This is a genomic window from Streptomyces sp. 2-1 (assembly GCF_048564895.1).
GTDB classification, from domain to species: domain Bacteria; phylum Actinomycetota; class Actinomycetes; order Streptomycetales; family Streptomycetaceae; genus Streptomyces; species Streptomyces phaeochromogenes.
This window is the reverse complement of sequence record NZ_CP183383.1, coordinates 7,545,472-7,561,236: the sequence shown is the minus strand read 5'-3', so window position 1 is coordinate 7,561,236 and position 15,765 is coordinate 7,545,472. Positions and strand designations below refer to the sequence as shown.

Annotated in this window: 11 protein-coding genes; 6 read left to right on the top strand and 5 right to left on the bottom strand. The window is 70.1% G+C overall.

All coding sequences use genetic code 11. The features are described 5' to 3' along the window. The first annotated feature begins 425 nt into the window (after nucleotides 1–425). The 4 genes from ACN20J_RS33390 to glgB all read left to right on the top strand — a co-directional run bounded on the left by ACN20J_RS33390 (nucleotide 426) and on the right by glgB (nucleotide 8,342). Nucleotides 426–2,579: an alpha-1,4-glucan--maltose-1-phosphate maltosyltransferase gene (locus ACN20J_RS33390; RefSeq protein WP_419667435.1), complete on the top strand. Its 2,154-nt coding sequence runs from the start codon at nucleotides 426–428 to the stop codon at nucleotides 2,577–2,579. Further along, nucleotides 2,576–4,276 (top strand): maltose alpha-D-glucosyltransferase, encoded by a 1,701-nt coding sequence (gene treS, locus ACN20J_RS33385; protein ID WP_326759408.1) that lies wholly within the window; start codon nucleotides 2,576–2,578, stop codon nucleotides 4,274–4,276. Before ACN20J_RS33390 ends, treS begins: the two co-directional genes overlap by 4 nt. Before the next feature lie 127 nt (nucleotides 4,277–4,403). Continuing rightward, a complete protein-coding gene (locus ACN20J_RS33380; protein ID WP_419667434.1) occupies nucleotides 4,404–5,807 on the top strand; it encodes a maltokinase N-terminal cap-like domain-containing protein in 1,404 nt (467 codons plus the stop codon). Nucleotides 5,808–5,894: 87 nt separating this feature from the next. Beyond that, on the top strand, nucleotides 5,895–8,342 hold the full coding sequence (glgB, locus tag ACN20J_RS33375; protein ID WP_419667433.1) for a 1,4-alpha-glucan branching enzyme: 2,448 nt from the start codon (nucleotides 5,895–5,897) through the stop codon (nucleotides 8,340–8,342). 417 nt (nucleotides 8,343–8,759) lie between these two features. Here the strand turns inward: glgB and ACN20J_RS33370 are convergent, their stop codons facing one another. The 4 genes from ACN20J_RS33370 to ACN20J_RS33355 all read right to left on the bottom strand — a co-directional run bounded on the left by ACN20J_RS33370 (nucleotide 8,760) and on the right by ACN20J_RS33355 (nucleotide 12,530). Continuing rightward, nucleotides 8,760–11,054, bottom strand: a complete 2,295-nt coding sequence (locus ACN20J_RS33370) for a HelD family protein (RefSeq protein ID WP_419669004.1) — start codon at nucleotides 11,052–11,054, stop codon at nucleotides 8,760–8,762. Nucleotides 11,055–11,221: 167 nt separating this feature from the next. Then, nucleotides 11,222–11,554, bottom strand: a complete 333-nt coding sequence (trxA, locus tag ACN20J_RS33365) for a thioredoxin (protein ID WP_308437201.1) — start codon at nucleotides 11,552–11,554, stop codon at nucleotides 11,222–11,224. Then, nucleotides 11,551–11,979: a MerR family transcriptional regulator gene (locus ACN20J_RS33360; protein ID WP_361922168.1), complete on the bottom strand. Its 429-nt coding sequence runs from the start codon at nucleotides 11,977–11,979 to the stop codon at nucleotides 11,551–11,553. Before ACN20J_RS33360 ends, trxA begins: the two co-directional genes overlap by 4 nt. A 29-nt stretch (nucleotides 11,980–12,008) precedes the next feature. Further along, nucleotides 12,009–12,530, bottom strand: coding sequence for an Lrp/AsnC family transcriptional regulator (locus ACN20J_RS33355; protein ID WP_419667432.1), 522 nt, complete (start codon nucleotides 12,528–12,530; stop codon nucleotides 12,009–12,011). Nucleotides 12,531–12,626: 96 nt separating this feature from the next. Here ACN20J_RS33355 and ACN20J_RS33350 point away from each other — a divergent pair, with 96 nt between their 5' ends. Then, nucleotides 12,627–13,565, top strand: coding sequence for an NAD-dependent epimerase/dehydratase family protein (locus ACN20J_RS33350; protein WP_419667431.1), 939 nt, complete (start codon nucleotides 12,627–12,629; stop codon nucleotides 13,563–13,565). A 1-nt stretch (nucleotide 13,566) separates the two neighbouring features. Next, on the top strand, nucleotides 13,567–14,490 hold the full coding sequence (locus ACN20J_RS33345) for an aldo/keto reductase (protein WP_419667430.1): 924 nt from the start codon (nucleotides 13,567–13,569) through the stop codon (nucleotides 14,488–14,490). 51 nt (nucleotides 14,491–14,541) lie between these two features. Here the strand turns inward: ACN20J_RS33345 and ACN20J_RS33340 are convergent, their stop codons facing one another. Then, nucleotides 14,542–15,465 carry an NAD(P)-dependent oxidoreductase gene (locus ACN20J_RS33340; protein ID WP_189845585.1) on the bottom strand — a complete coding sequence of 308 codons (924 nt, stop codon included), beginning with the start codon at nucleotides 15,463–15,465 and terminating at the stop codon, nucleotides 14,542–14,544. Nucleotides 15,466–15,765: the final 300 nt, after the last annotated feature.

The following is a 15,765-nucleotide window of genomic DNA, read 5'->3' as shown; positions in this document are numbered from 1 at the left end:
GGATTGCCCACCCGAAAAGAGTGGGAAGGCTCCACCGGTACGCCCAGCAGGACCAACCTCCCCACACCCTCATCCGCCCACCCACGTTGACGCGGACAGGAGCGGTCATGCCCGCCATGCACCACCAGCCGTCACCACCCCCGACGCCCAGCACCACCGAGCCTCCCGACCAGGGAGAGAAAGCCGACCGGCCACAGCCGCCGAAGGCAAGGACCGTCGAGTCGGCCACCAAGCCGGCCAAGACTCCCAAGACGCCCAAGCCCGCAAAGTCGACAAAGTCGGCGACACCCGCCGAGTCGGCGAAACCGGAGGCGCCGGCAACACCGGAGGAGCCGGCCACACCGGCGACACCGGCAGAGTCACCACAACCGGCAAAAGCACAGCAACCGGCAGAATCAGCGCCATCGGCAGAATCGGTGACATCGGTGCCATCGGGAGACTCACTGCAATCCGCAGAGTCGGCGAAACCGTCCAAGCCGCCCAAGCCCGCCAAGCAGCCGCGGCCGTCGACCACCGCCCCCAAGAGCACCGCCCGCCGCACGTCCGCCCCCGCGCTCGCCCCGGCCCCGGGAAGCGGCCCTCTGATCGGGCGCATCCCCGTGCTGGACGTGCGCCCCCTCGTGCAGGGCGGGCGCCGCCCCGCGAAGGCCGTGGTGGGCGAGCCCTTCGAGATCTCCGCGACGGTCTTCCGCGAGGGCCACGACGCGGTCGCCGCGAACGTCGTCCTGCGTGATCAGGAAGGCCGTTCGGGCCCCTGGACCCCGATGCGCGAGCTGGCCCCCGGCACCGACCGCTGGGGCGCCACCGTCTCCGTACCGAGGCCGGGCCGCTGGACCTACACCGTGGAGGCCTGGGGCGACCCGATCACCACCTGGCGCCACCACGCGCAGATCAAGATCCCGGCGGGCATGGACACCGAGCTGGTCCTGGAGGAGGGCGCGCTGCTGTACGAGCGTGCCGCGACCGGCGTACCGAAGAGCAAGGGCCGCCGTGACGCGATCCTCGCGGCCGTGGAGGCCCTGCGCGACACCGACCGGCCCGCCGCGGCCCGCCTCGCCGCCGCGCTCACGCCCGACGTGGACCACGTCCTCGCGCGCCACCCCCTGCGCGAACTGGTCTCGTCCGCCGAGCGGCTGACCCTGCTGGTGGAGCGGGAGCGGGCGCTGTACGGCTCCTGGTACGAGTTCTTCCCGCGCTCGGAGGGCGCGGTCGTGGAGCCCGGCAAGCCGCCGGTCAGCGGCACGTTCCGGACCGCCGCGCGACGGCTGCCCGCGATCGCGGAGATGGGCTTCGACGTGGTGTACCTGCCACCGATCCACCCCATCGGCGCGACCTTCCGCAAGGGCCCCAACAACACGCTCGACGCGTCCCCGGACGACGTCGGGGTGCCCTGGGCGATCGGCTCACCGGAGGGCGGGCACGACGCCGTCCACCCCGACCTCGGCACGATCGACGACTTCGACGCCTTCGTACGCCGGGCCGAGAGCCTGGGCATGGAGATCGCCCTGGACTTCGCGCTCCAGTGCTCGCCGGACCACCCGTGGGTGGAGAAGCACCCGGAGTGGTTCCACCACCGCTCGGACGGCACGATCGCGTACGCCGAGAACCCCCCGAAGAAGTACCAGGACATCTACCCGATCGCCTTCGACAAGGACATGCCAGGTCTGGTCCAGGAGACGCTCAGGGTGCTGCGGTTCTGGATGAGTCACGGGGTGCGGATCTTCCGTGTGGACAACCCCCATACAAAACCGGTCATCTTCTGGGAGCAGGTGATCGATGACATCAACCGCACCGACCCCGATGTCATCTTCCTGGCAGAGGCGTTCACCCGCCCCGCGATGATGCACACGCTCGGCGCGATCGGTTTCCAGCAGTCGTACACGTATTTCACCTGGCGCAACACCAAGGAAGAACTGACCGAATACCTCACCGAGCTGTCGGGCGAGGCGGCCGCCTATATGCGGCCCAACTTCTTCGCCAACACCCCCGACATCCTGCACGAATTCCTCCAGCAGGGCGGTCGGCCCGCCTTCGAACTGCGGGCCGTGCTCGCCGCGACCCTGTCGCCGGCCTGGGGTGCCTACAGCGGATTCGAGCTGTGCGAGAACGTCCCGGTGCGGAACGGGAGCGAAGAATACCTGGACTCGGAGAAGTACCAACTACGTCCGCGAGACTGGGAGTCGGCGGAGCGCGAGGGTCGTAGCATCGCGCCTCTGATTGCCGAACTCAACGCGGTCAGGCGCCGCAGTCCGGCCCTGAGGCAACTGCGCGACCTGCACTTCCACCAGGCGGACAAAGAGGCGGTGATCGCGTACTCGAAACGCAGCGGATCGAACACGGTTCTGGTGGTCGTGAACCTCGACCCTCACCACACCCAGGAGGCCACGGTCTCGTTGGACATGCCACGACTCGGCCTCGACTGGCACGAGTCGTTCCCGGTGCGCGACGAGCTCACCGGCGAGACCTACCACTGGGGCAGGACCAACTACGTACGCCTAGCGCCCGGGCACCAGCCCGCGCACGTACTGACCGTCCTGCGACCGTCCTCACCGCCAACCGGAGGGTCACCCACACCATGATCGTCAACGAGCCCGTCCCGGACACCTTCGAAGACACCCCGCAAAAAGACCGGGACCCCGAATGGTTCAAACGCGCCGTCTTCTACGAAGTCCTCGTCCGCTCCTTCCAGGACAGCAACGGCGACGGCATCGGCGACCTCAAAGGCCTCACCGCCAAACTCGACTACCTGCAATGGCTCGGCGTCGACTGCCTCTGGCTCCCCCCCTTCTTCAAATCCCCGCTCCGCGACGGCGGCTACGACGTCTCCGACTACACCGCCGTCCTCCCCGAATTCGGTGACCTCGCCGACTTCGTCGAGTTCGTCGACGCCGCCCACCAACGCGGCATGCGCGTCATCATCGACTTCGTCATGAACCACACCAGCGACCAGCACCCCTGGTTCCAGCAGTCCCGCAACGACCCAGACGGGCCCTACGGCGACTACTACATGTGGGCCGACGACGACAAGCAATACCCCGACGCCCGCATCATCTTCGTCGACACCGAAGCCTCCAACTGGACCTTCGACCCCGTCCGCAAGCAGTACTACTGGCACCGCTTCTTCTCCCACCAGCCCGACCTCAACTTCGAGAACCCGGCGGTGCAGGAGGAGATCGTCTCCGCGCTGCGGTTCTGGCTGGACCTGGGCATCGACGGCTTCCGCCTGGATGCGGTGCCGTATCTGTTCGCGGAGGAGGGCACCGACTGCGAGAACCTGCCCGCCACCCACGAGGTCCTGAAGCGGGTGCGGGCCGAGATCGACGCCCACTACCCCGACACCGTCCTCCTCGCCGAGGCCAACCAATGGCCCGAGGACGTCGTCGACTACTTCGGCGACTACAGCGCCGGCGGCGACGAATGCCACATGGCCTTCCACTTCCCCGTCATGCCGCGCATCTTCATGGCCGTGCGGCGGGAGTCCCGCTACCCGGTCTCGGAAATCCTGGCGAAGACGCCGGCGATCCCGTCGGGCTGCCAGTGGGGCATCTTCCTGCGCAACCACGACGAACTCACCCTCGAAATGGTCACCGACGAGGAACGCGACTACATGTACGCGGAGTACGCCAAGGACCCGCGCATGCGCGCCAACATCGGCATCCGACGGCGGCTCGCCACCCTGCTGGACAACGACCGCAACCAGATCGAACTCTTCACCGCGCTGCTGCTGTCGCTGCCCGGCTCGCCGATCCTCTACTACGGCGACGAGATCGGCATGGGCGACAACATCTGGCTCGGCGACCGCGACGCGGTCCGCACCCCCATGCAGTGGACCCCGGACCGCAACGCGGGATTCTCCTCCTGCGACCCGGGACGCCTCTACCTGCCGACGATCATGGACCCGGTCTACGGCTACCAGGTCACCAACGTCGAAGCCTCCATGAGCTCGCCCTCGTCGCTGCTGCACTGGACCCGGCGGATGATCGAGATCCGCAAGCAGAACCCCGCCTTCGGCCTCGGCTCCTACACCGAACTGCCCTCCTCCAACCCCGCCGTCATCGCCTTCCTGCGCGAACACGGCGACGACCTCGTCCTGTGCGTCCACAACTTCTCCCGCTTCGCCCAGCCCACCGAACTGGACCTCCAGGCCTTCAGCGGACGCCACCCCGTCGAACTCATCGGCGGCGTCCGCTTCCCCGCCATCGGCGAACTCCCCTACCTCCTCACCCTCGCCGGACACGGCTTCTACTGGTTCCGACTCCGCAAGGACATGGCCTAGAAACAGGGAGAAGAAGCAGGTAGGAGTAGAACAGGGGCGGGGCGGTTTCTCCCGCCCCGCCCTGGGCACGCATCAGTAACACCCCGACTCACCCGGTTTCCGGGTCCTGGGGAAAGGACGCGACGCCATGTCGGAAGCCGTCACCCGCTCCGTGCACTCCGCTTCGACGAGTCCAGGCCTCCTTGCGTCCCTCGATCCGCTGCTTCGCGAGTGGCTGCCACGGCAGCGGTGGTTCGCGGGTAAGGGCCGTCCCGTCACCGGGTTCTCGCTGGTGGCGGCGACAGAGGTGCTGCCGTTGGACGCGAAGCTGGGGCTGCTGCATCTGCTCGTGCGGGCGCACCAGCCGCTCGTACCGACGCAGAGTGCCGCCACGCATCCGGCCGACTGCTACCAGCTCCTGATCGGTGTGCGCGAGACACTGCCGCCACGGCTGGCGCCCGCGCTGATCGGCCGTCCGACCGAGGGACCGCTGGCCGGACGGACCGTGTACGAGGCTCTGCACGACGCACGGCCCGCCGATGTGCTCCTGGAGGCGCTGCGGTCGCGGGCGCGCGTCGGCGACCTGCGCTTCGAGCGGGACATGCGGCAGGAGATCCGGGACGGTCTGGTGCCGCGGCTGGTGACGGCCGAGCAGTCGAACTCCTCGATCGTCTACGGAGATACGTTCATCCTGAAGCTGTTGCGGCGGATCGTGCCGGGGGACAACCCCGACCTGGAGCTGCCGCTGGTGCTGTCCCGCGAAGGCTGCCCCCGGGTTCCGGCGCCCGCCGGATGGCTGCTCGCGGACCTGGCCGACGAGACGTACGTACTGGGTGTGCTGCAGCCCTTCGTCCAGGGTGCGGCGGACGGCTGGGAGCTCGCGCTGCGGGAGCTCGCCAAGGGCGAGGACTTCAGCGGTGAGGCGCGGGCGCTGGGGCGGGCCACCGCCGAGGTGCACATGGCGCTGGCGCGGGCGCTGCCCACGGTGACCATGGGGCGCGGACAGATGGAACTGCTCGTGGACGGTATGACCGAGCGGCTGGAGGCTGCCGCCCAGGCGGTGCCCGCGCTGCGGCCGTACGCGCCCGGGCTGCACACCGCCTTCGAGGCGCTCGCCGATCTGGCGGGCGAGGGCGAGACGTGGACGGCCCAGCGGATCCACGGTGACCTGCACCTCGGGCAGTGTCTGCGGTCGCCGTCCGGTGAATGGTCGCTGATCGACTTCGAGGGCGAACCGTCCAAGCCGCTCGCCGAGCGGCGGATGCCGCAGCCGACCGCGCGGGACGTGGCCGGGATGCTCCGCTCCTTCGACTACGCGGCGCACTCGCACGCACCCGTCGTGCCCGGCTGGGCCGACACCTGCCGGGCGGCCTACTGCTCCGGGTACGCGGAGGCGGGCGGGCGTGATCCGCGTACGGATCCGGTGCTGCTGCGCGCGTACGAGACCGACAAGGCGATCTACGAGGTCGTGTACGAGGCGCGGCACCGGCCCGACTGGCTGCCCGTGCCGATGGAGGCGGTCCGCCGCCTGGCCCTCTCCGGGTCGTCGTAGGCGCCCTTACGTCCCTCACGTTCCGTCCGTCCCGCCCGCCCCGCCCGCCTTTTCACCACCGTCGACTCCGCCGAGGAGGCTCCACCCGTGACGCCCCGCCCGAACCCGCCCGCCAAGAAGCCGAAGAGCGCGAAGGACAAGGCCAGTAATGGCAAGGCCGCCGCCAAGGCGAAGGCGAAGACCGAGCCCGCGGTCGCGGACCCCGCGGAGCCGGTACACGATGTGGAGCCGACCATGCAGGACGCGGAGCCCGTACGCGATGTGGAACCCGTAGAGGTAGAGGCTGCCGCGCCCGTACGGGACGTGGAGCCGGCCGTGGTGGAGCCTGCCGTGCCGGATGTGCGGCCGTTGGCCGTGCTGGACCGGGGTGACCGGGAGCGGCTGCTCGGGGGCGCGCATCACGAGCCGCACTCCGTGCTCGGGGCCCATCCCGTGCCCGGCGGTGTGGTCTTCCGGGTGCTGCGGCCGTACGCGCTGTCGGTGACGGTCGTCACCGAGGAGCTGCGGGCCGAGCTGAACGACGACGGCGAGGGGTTCTTCTCGGCCGTGCTGCCGTTGCGGGAGGTGCCCGCGTACCGGCTGCTCGTGGAGTACGAGGGGACGGTTCAGGACACCGAGGACGCGTACCGGTTCCTGCCGACGATCGGCGAGTTCGATCTGCATCTGTTCGGCGAGGGGCGGCACGAACAGCTGTGGAAGGCGCTCGGCGCCGAGCCGATGGTGCACGAGGGCGTGAGCGGCACCCGTTTCACCGTGTGGGCGCCCAATGCCCGTGGCGTGCGGGTCGCCGGGTCCTTCAACTTCTGGGACGCCACGGCCTTCCCGATGCGGTCGCTCGGCTCCTCCGGGGTGTGGGAGCTGTTCGTTCCCGGGATCGGCGAGGGCGAGCTCTACAAGTTCGAGATCACCCGGCCCGACGGTTCCAAGACGATGCGGGCCGACCCGATGGCACGCCGTACGGAGATCCCGCCCGCCACCTCCTCCATCGTGCACGCCTCGCGTCACGAGTGGCAGGACGGGGAGTGGATGGCACGGCGGGCCTCCGACCCACCGGCCCATGAGGCGCCCTTCTCCGTGTACGAGGTCCATCTGGCGTCCTGGCGACCGGGGTTGACGTACCGTCAGCTGGCCGAGCAACTGCCGGTGTACGTCTCGGACCTGGGCTTCACTCATGTGGAGCTGATGCCGGTGGCGGAGCACCCCTTCGGCGGCTCGTGGGGCTACCAGGTCACCGGCTTCTACGCGCCCACGGCCAGGCTCGGCACGCCTGACGACTTCAAGTACCTCGTCGACGCGCTGCACCGGGCCGGGATCGGCGTGATCATGGACTGGGTGCCCGCGCACTTCCCGCGGGACGACTGGGCGCTGGCCGAGTTCGACGGCCGGCCCCTGTACGAGCACGAGGATCCGCTGCGGGCCGCGCACCCCGACTGGGGAACCCTGGAGTTCGACTACGGACGCCGGGAGGTGCGCAACTTCCTCGTCGCCAACGCGGTGTACTGGTGCGAGGAGTTCCACATCGACGGCCTGCGGGTCGACGCGGTGGCTTCCATGCTCTACCTCGACTACTCGCGCGAGCCCGGGCAGTGGACGCCCAACGCCCACGGCGGGCGCGAGAACCTCGACGCGGTGGCCTTCCTCCAGGAGATGAACGCGACCCTGTACCGGCGCGAGCCGGGGGTCGTCACGATCGCCGAGGAGTCAACGGCGTGGGACGGCGTCACGCGGGCCACCCACCACATCGGGCCCGGCGGCTTCGGGGGGCTCGGCTTCGGGCTGAAGTGGAACATGGGGTGGATGCACGACTCGCTCCGCTATGCCGCGCACGAGCCGGTCCATCGCAAGTATCACCACCACGAGATGACGTTCTCCATGGTGTACGCGTACAGCGAGAACTACGTCCTGCCGATCTCCCACGACGAAGTCGTCCACGGGAAGCGGTCGTTGGTGTCCAAGATGCCGGGTGACTGGTGGCAACAGCGGGCCACTCTGCGGGCCTATCTCGGCTTCATGTGGGCGCATCCCGGCAAGCAACTCCTCTTCATGGGGCAGGAGTTCGCGCAGGGCGCGGAGTGGTCCGAGGCGCACGGGCCCGACTGGTGGCTCCTCGATCCGTCGTACGGGGCCGCCGCCGATCACCAGGGTGTGCGGGACCTCGTCCGGGACCTGAACACCGTGTACCGGCATGCTCCTGCGCTCTGGGAGCGGGACATCGATCCCTCCGGGTTCGCGTGGATCGCGGGGGATGCGGTCGAGGACAACGTCTTCGCGTTCCTGCGTCACGCGGCGGACGGGTCGCCGTTGCTGGCGGTGTCCAACTTCTCGCCGGTGGTCCGGCACGAGTATCGACTCGGGGTTCCGGATGATGTGCCTGCGTGGCACGAGGCCCTGAACACGGACGGCGGTCGCTACGGCGGGGCCGACGTGACGAACCCCGACCCCGTCAAGCCCGACGCCCAGCCGTGGCACGGCCGCCCGGCCAGCATCCGCCTCACACTGCCACCACTGGCAACGGTGTGGCTGCGGCCGGCTTAGCTTTTTCTCGCCCCCGCCGCCCCTACCCATTCCCGTCACTTACTCAGGGGCTCCGCCCCCGAACCCCCGCTCCTCAAACGCCGGAGGGGCTGGGGGGGAGGGGGCTGCTGGGGGGTGGATGGGTTGACCGTGGGCGGGTGGGGAAATCGGCCTGACGGCCTCGTCCTCAAACGCCGGACGGGCTGAGTGGGGTGCCGGGGGGCATCAGCCTGGACGGCCGCGTCCTCAGGCGCCGGACAGGTTGGGTGGACGGAGGCTTGCGGAGTGGTACGAGTGCAGGTTCGCTGCCGCTGATTGCGCAGTTCCCCGCGCCCCTTTTTAGGGGCGCGGGGAACTGCGCAATCTTTTGGGGGTTCGGGGGCGGAGCCCCTGAGTCAGGGACGGGAATGGGTAGGGGCGGCGGGGGCGGAGAAGGCCTTAGGAGCTCAGCGCCTTCGCCAGGGGCTGCGGCAGCTCCCCCGTGTGCACGATCCCCAACGCCTGCGTGGCCCGCGTCAGGGCCACATACAGGTCACTCGTGCCGTAGCGGCCCGGCTCGACGACGAGGACCGCGTCGAATTCCAGGCCCTTCGACTGGCGGGGGTCAAGCAGCACGACCGCACGGGTGAGGTCGGGCTCCGCCCCGGCCGTAACCCCGTCGAGCCGCGCGGCCAGAGCCGCATGCAGGTCGCGAGGGGCGATCACCGCGAGCCGCCCCTCCGCGGGAGCCAGCTCCGCGACGGCCTTCTCCACGGCGCCGGGCAGTTCGGCGACGTCGGCGGCCTCGCGGACCAGGGGGCGTACACCGGTCGAGCGGACCGAACTCGGCGGCTCGAAGGCCGCGTTCTCGGCCCGCGGGACGGCCGCCGCGACGTCCATGATCTCGGACGGGGTGCGGTAGTTGACCGCGAGGCGGGTGTGCTCCCAGCGGTCCTGGACGTAGGGGTGGAGGATGTCCGACCAGGAGCCGACGCCCGCCGCGTCGGCCGTCTGGGCCGGGTCGCCGACGAGCGTCATGGACCGCGTGGGGCTGCGGCGCATCAGCAGGCGCCACGCCATCGGCGACAGCTCCTGCGCCTCGTCGACGATGATGTGCCCGAAGGCCCAGGTCCGGTCGGCCGCAGCCCGTTCGGCGGCGCTGCGGTGGTCGTCCTCCTCGTGGCGCTCGGCCATCCGCTCGGCGTCGATGATGTCGTGCGCGGACAGCACCTCCGCGTCCTCGTCGTCCTTGTCCTCGAACTCGTACGTCCTCGAGGCGTAGGAGACGTCCAACACGCCCTGGGCGTAAGCGACTTGCTGGTTGCGCTCCCGCTCCGCCGCCGCCTTCGCCAACCGGTCGTCCTCGCCGAGGAGTTCGGCAGCCTCGTCGAGAAGAGGGACGTCGCCGGTGGTCCAGGCCCGGGTCACCGTACGGCGGATGGCGTTCGCGTCCGCCTCGGACACGTACGCGTCGGGTTCCGCCAGGAAGTCCGCGATCAGCCGACGCGGGGTGATACGCGGCCACAACTGGTCGATGGCGGCCCAGACTTCGCGGTTCTCGGCCAGCTCGTCGCGGATCTGGGTGACGTCGCTCGGGTCGAGCAGGTTCGTGCCGTCGAAGGGGTCCGTGCCGATCCGCTCGGCGAGCATGTCGGTGAGGGTGTTGAGGATGTGGCCCTCGAAGTGCTCCCGGGCCGCGTTGTGCGGCAGGTTCACCTCGCGGGTGCGGTCACGGGCGACGCGTACGAGACCGGCGTCGAGCATCAGGATGTCCCGGTCGTGCTCGATGGCGATCACCGGGTCGGGCAGCGCCTGCCGGTCGCGTACGACGGCTGCCAGGACGTCGGCCATCTCGGCGCGGCCCTTCACGGCGGCGGCCTCGGGGGTGTCGGACGCGGTCGCCCTCACACCGGGGTACAGCTCGCCGACGGTCGCGAGCAGCACGCCCGTCTCGCCGAGCGAGGGCAGGACCTCGCCGATGTAGCCGAGGAAGGCGGGGTTCGGGCCGACGATCAGGACGGCACGCTTGGCGAGCAACTCCCGGTGTTCGTAGAGGAGATAGGCCGCCCGGTGGAGCGCCACGGCGGTCTTGCCGGTGCCCGGGCCGCCCTCCACCACCATCACTCCGCGGTGCGGGGCGCGGATGATGCGGTCCTGCTCGGCCTGGATGGTCTGCACGATGTCGCTCATGCGGCCGGTGCGCGCGGAGTTGAGGGCGGCGAGCAGCACGGCGTCGCCGGTCGGGTCCTCGTGCCCGGTGCGCTGCTGGTCCCCCAGGTCGAGGATCTCGTCGTGCAGGGCGGCGACCGAGCGGCCCTCGGTGGTGATGTGCCGACGGCGGCGCAGGCCCATCGGGGTGTGGCCGGTGGCGAGGTAGAAGGGGCGGGCGACCGGGGCCCGCCAGTCGATCAGGATCGGGGTGTGCTCGGTGTCGTCGGCGCGGATGCCGATACGGCCGATGTGGTGGGTGAGTCCCGTGGTCAGGTCGATACGGCCGAAGCAGAGCGAGCCGTCCACCGCGTTGAGCGCGGAGAGCAGGCCCGAGCGCTCGGCGACGAGGATGTCCCGCTCCAGGCGGGCCTGCATCGGCGTGCTGCCCTGCGCGAGCGCGTCCGTCACCGAGGCCTCGGTGCCGCCGCGCAGGGCGTCCACGCGCGCGTACAGACCGTCGATGAATTCCTGCTCCTGCCTCAATTCATCGTCGGTGAATTCTGTGTGTGATCCCCTGTTTGACAATTCCGCTCCCGGCCGGATATACTGCGCCTAGTGAACTTCTTCGCGACCAACTTCCTTGAAGTCGCGAACCATTCAATATACGCAGAGAAATCCCCCGCAGGCAATTGGCCGCGGGGGATTTCTTGTTGGCCCGGGAGTTTCGGCCGATGGATACCGGCGGACGCGGCTGTCGGCCGACTGGCCGGCTACAGCACGTCGGCCAGTTCCTCCAGCAGCCGTCGCTTGGGCCGCGCGCCCACCATCGACTTCACCGGCTGCCCGTCGCGGAACACGATGAGCGTGGGCATCGACAGCACCCCGTACGCGTTCGTGGTCTCCGGGTTCGTGTCCACGTCCAGCTGCACCACCTTGAGCCGGTCGCGCTCCTCGGCGGCGACGGCGCTCAGCACCGGCGCGATCTGCCGGCACGGCGGGCACCAGTCGGCGGTGAACTCCACCAGCACGGGCAGCTCCGCCCCGATCACCTCCGCCTCGAAGTCGGCGTCCGTCACTTCCGCCACACCCGCTGCCTTGATCACTTGAAGGTCCCTCCCAGCTCACACACGGGCTCCGGACCGCCCGGAACCTCCGCCCCGGCCGCCAGCTCGTCCCTCGACGCTTCCGCCCGCGCCAGCTGCTCGCCGACATGCGCGCGTACAGCCCCCAACTCACCGATCAGCGCGTCGAGTTCGTCCAGCTTGCGCCGGTACACGGCGAGCGACGCAGGGCAGGAGTCGCCCTCCGGATGCCCGGCCCGCAGACACTCCACGAAGGGCCGCGTCTCCTCCAGGTCGAACCCGAAGTCCTGCAGCGTCCTGATCTGCCGCAGGAGCTTCAGGTCGCCCTCGTCGTAGGTGCGGTACCCGTTGCTCCCCCGCCGCGCGGGCAGCAGCCCCCGCGACTCGTAGTACCTGAGGGTCCGCGTGGTGGTCCCGGCCCGCGCCGCCAGCTCGCCGATTCGCATGCGTACGAACGTAATCCTTGACCCCGGCGTCAAGGCAACGCCGGAGGCAGCAGCGGCTTCCGCTCCACCGGGGACGACAGGAGGATCGACGTCGTCGTACGGCCGAGCGCCGAGGTCTGTTCCAGGACCTCCTCCAGGTGGAGGGTGTCCTCGACCGCGACCTTGAGGATCCAGCAGTCCTCGCCGACGACGTGGTGGGCCTCGGTGATCTCGGGGCGGGCGAGCAGCTCCAGGGTCCGCGGGTGCTTCAGCGTGTAGCCGCCGTGCGGATTGACGCGGATGAAGGCCTGCATGCCGTAGCCGAGGCGGGACGGCGCGACATGGGCGCCGTAGCCGGTGACGGCACCGACGGACTCCAGCCGACGGACGCGTTCCGCGACCGCCGCCGGGGACAGCCGGACCCGGCGGCCCAGCTCGCTCAGCCTGATCCGGCCGTCGCTCTGGAGCAGCTCCAGGATCTGCCGGTCCAGGGCGTCGAAGGCCGCCGACGTTTCGTTGGCGGCGGCTCGCAGATGCCGTGGTTCCTTCGGTATCGCGGCCGGATCTCCCATGACTCCCCCTTCAGACCTCACTCGTACGCCGGAAGAATTATGACCACAGGGTCCACGGAACAGGACCGCGGTGAAGGGCATTACGGGAGGCGCGCCGTGCGCGAGGTGTGTGTCATTGGCGGAAACCGCTATTTCGGCAAGCGGCTCATAGCCAGGCTGACGGCCGCGGGAGACAGGGTCACCGTCATCAATCGCGGCTCGTCGCCGCCTCCCCCGGGAACGATTCATCTCGTCGCCGACCGCAATGACGAGAATTCCCTTGAGAAAGCGCTCGGTTCACGGACCTTCGACGTCGTGGTCGACCAGGTCTGCTACACGCCGAGGCAGGCGGAGATCGCCCGCCGGGTCTTCGCGGGACGCACCCGGCGGTACGTGATGACCTCGACGGTCGAGGTGTACGAGTACGAGGACTCGGCGGAACTCGTACGCGAGGACGCCGTGAACCCGCGTACGGTCCCCGTCGATCTCGAACTCCCCTGGGACGACCCGGAGTTCCTCGACACCCACTACGGCGAGGGCAAGCGGCAGGCCGAGGCGGTCTTCGCGGCCGACCCCGAATTTCCGTACGTGACCGTGCGCGTCGCCCATGTGCTGGGCGGGGACGACGACTTCACCGGACGGCTCGACCACTACGCCGAGCGGATCCGCGCGGGCGAGACGATCGCCGTCCCCGCCACGAACCACCCGGCGACGTACATCCACGTGGAGGAGATCGCCGACTTCCTGGCGTGGGCGGCGGGCCAGGAGTTCACCGGGCCGGTGAACGCCGCGTCCCACGGGGTGCTCACCACCGGGGAGTTGTGCGAGGCGCTGGCGGAGCACCTCCGGGGCGGGCGGACCGCGTTCCAGGCCGATTTCCGGGCCGTGTTCAGGGCCGTGTTCAGGGCCGTCGAGATCGGGGAGTTCTCGCCGTTCTCCTTCGCGCGTTCGTACGGGATGGACAACGCGCGGGCCACACAGCTCGGGTTCGCCTTCGGCAAGGCGCGGGAATGGCTGCCGCGTGCGGTGGCGGAGACGCTCGGGAAGGTGAACTGACATGCGCCACCGCACAGTTGGCGGCCTGCGGGTGAGTGCCGTTGGGCTCGGTGCCATGCCGTTGTCCATCGAGGGCCGGCCGGACGAGGGGCGGGCCATGGCCACGGTGCACGCCGCCCTGGACGCGGGCGTCACTCTCCTGGACACGGCCGACTCGTACCACCTGCCCGGTGACGAGCCCGGGCACAACGAGCGTCTCGTGGCCCGCGCCCTCGCCACGTACGGCGGCGACACGGCCGACGTCCTGGTGACCACCAAGGGCGGACGCGGCAGACCGGCCGACGGGAGCTGGACGGTGACGGGGTCTCCCCGGCACCTGAAGTCGGCGGCGGAGGCCTCGCTCAAGCGGCTGGGCGTCGAGGCCATCGGCCTCTACCAGCTCCACAAGCCCGACCCCGCCGTCCCCTTCGAGGAGTCGGTGGGCGCGCTTCGCGACCTGCTCGACGCGGGCAAGATCCGCTACGCGGGCATTTCCAACACCGATGTCGGCCAGATCCGCCTGGCCTACGCCCTCCTCGGCGACCGGCTGGTCTCGGTCCAGAACCGGCACTCCCCCGCCGTCCGGGACAGCGAGCCCGAACTGCGGCTCTGCGCCGAGCTGGGACTCGCCTTCCTGCCGTGGAGTCCGCTGGGCGGGATATCGCGGAGCTCGCTGGACGGGCCGTCGCAGACGGCGTCCGACGCCCCTGGTCACGCCACCGGCCTGGGCACTGGCACCGGCTTTGATGCCTTCCACGCGGTGGCTCGTGAGCGGGGTGTCAGTCCTCAACAGGTCTGTCTGGCCTGGCTGTTGGCTCGCTCGCCGGTGATCGTCCCCATCCCGGGCGCCAGCCGGCCCGAGACGGTACGGGACTCGGCGGGCGCGGCGGATCTGGAGCTGACGGCCGAGGAGGTGGCGCGGCTGGAGGCGGGGGCGGGCTCCTGAGGGCGTGTCGATCCGCCCACCCCGTCCGGGTGGCCCGAACTCACGGACAGCTCAAAGGGTTTGGCTCGCCCGGTCGCCACGTGGCGTGCCTGCCGCGTTGCCGCGTACGACCTCGATCGTGCTCGTCCAGCTGTCGGCGGCGTGGCCGAGGGCGACGGCCTTGTCGTAGACCTCCTTGATCGGGCGGAGGGTGCTCACGTCGAGGCCGCGGTGCTCGGCCCACTCCAGGATGTGGCCCACGCCGGACGCCATCATCCCGAGGTTCGCCGCCTCGCCCGGGTGGCTGCCCGCGTCGACGTGCTGGGCGGCCTCCGCGGCCAGGGACGGCATGAAGGCGGTGATGGTGTCCAGGTAGGGGGCGAGGTCGGCGGCGCGCACCCCGTCGGCACCGGCGAGCGCGTACGCGTGCAGCAGGCCGGAGATCGAACCGTAGAAGTAGTCGAGCAGCGCAAGGTCGTAGACGGCGGCCAGGCCCTGGTCCTCGCCGAGGTGGGCGGGCTTGCCTCCGAGCGCCTTCAGTGCCGTCTCGTGCTTGTCGTACGCGGCTCGCGGGCCGCTGTAGAAGATCAGCGCGGGCGGCTGTCCGATCAGGTCGACCGGCACCATGATCGAGCCGTCGAGGTAGTCGATGCCGTGTTCCTGCGCCCAGGCGCCGGTCCGGCGGGCGCGTTCCGGGGTGTCCGAGGTGAGGTTGACCAGCACCCGGCCCGGCAGCTCGTCCGCGACCGAGTCGAGGACGGCACCGACCGCGTCGTGGTCGACCACGCAGACGACGACCAGGTCGGCCGCGCGTACGGCTTCGCGGGCGCTGGTCGCCCTTGCGGCGCCCCTTGCGACCAGCTCGTCGCCCTTGCCGGGGGAACGGTTCCAGACGGTGGTGGGGTGGCCCGCCTTCAGGAACGCGGCGGCCAGGGCCTGGCCCATGGCGCCCAGGCCGAGGACGGTTACGGGGGTCTTTTCAAGGTCATTCGTCATGCCGACCATGCTGGTCTCGGGCCCAACTCCCCACAAGTACGCACTATTTGGTCAGGTACTGAGCGGGAGGTAAGTGGGTGACCCCGCGGGAACCGTGGGCGGCGGCTTGCGCCGCGGAGGGGCCCGTCCGGGGCCGCGGGGCCGGTGGGCATGGCTGAGGCCGTGGTGGGCTGGGTCGCGCAGTTCCCCGCGCCCCTGGGGAGGGTGTGTCGAGGCCGGTACGTACGTCTAGGTCCGTCGTGGCTGAGGTCGCGCAGTTCCCCGCGCCCCTGAGGGGGCATGCGCCGAGGCCCGTACGTA

What these genes read in the sequence shown, in the direction of transcription:
- ACN20J_RS33380 (WP_419667434.1), top strand. Translation starts at nt 4,404, where the DNA reads ATGTCGGAAGCCGTCACCCGCTCCGTGCACTCCGCTTCGACGAGTCCA.
- treS (WP_326759408.1), top strand. Translation starts at nt 2,576, where the DNA reads ATGATCGTCAACGAGCCCGTCCCGGACACCTTCGAAGACACCCCGCAA.
- ACN20J_RS33345 (WP_419667430.1), top strand. Translation starts at nt 13,567, where the DNA reads ATGCGCCACCGCACAGTTGGCGGCCTGCGGGTGAGTGCCGTTGGGCTC.
- ACN20J_RS33340 (WP_189845585.1), bottom strand. Translation starts at nt 15,465, where the DNA reads ATGACGAATGACCTTGAAAAGACCCCCGTAACCGTCCTCGGCCTGGGC.
- ACN20J_RS33360 (WP_361922168.1), bottom strand. Translation starts at nt 11,979, where the DNA reads ATGCGAATCGGCGAGCTGGCGGCGCGGGCCGGGACCACCACGCGGACC.
- ACN20J_RS33355 (WP_419667432.1), bottom strand. Translation starts at nt 12,530, where the DNA reads ATGGGAGATCCGGCCGCGATACCGAAGGAACCACGGCATCTGCGAGCC.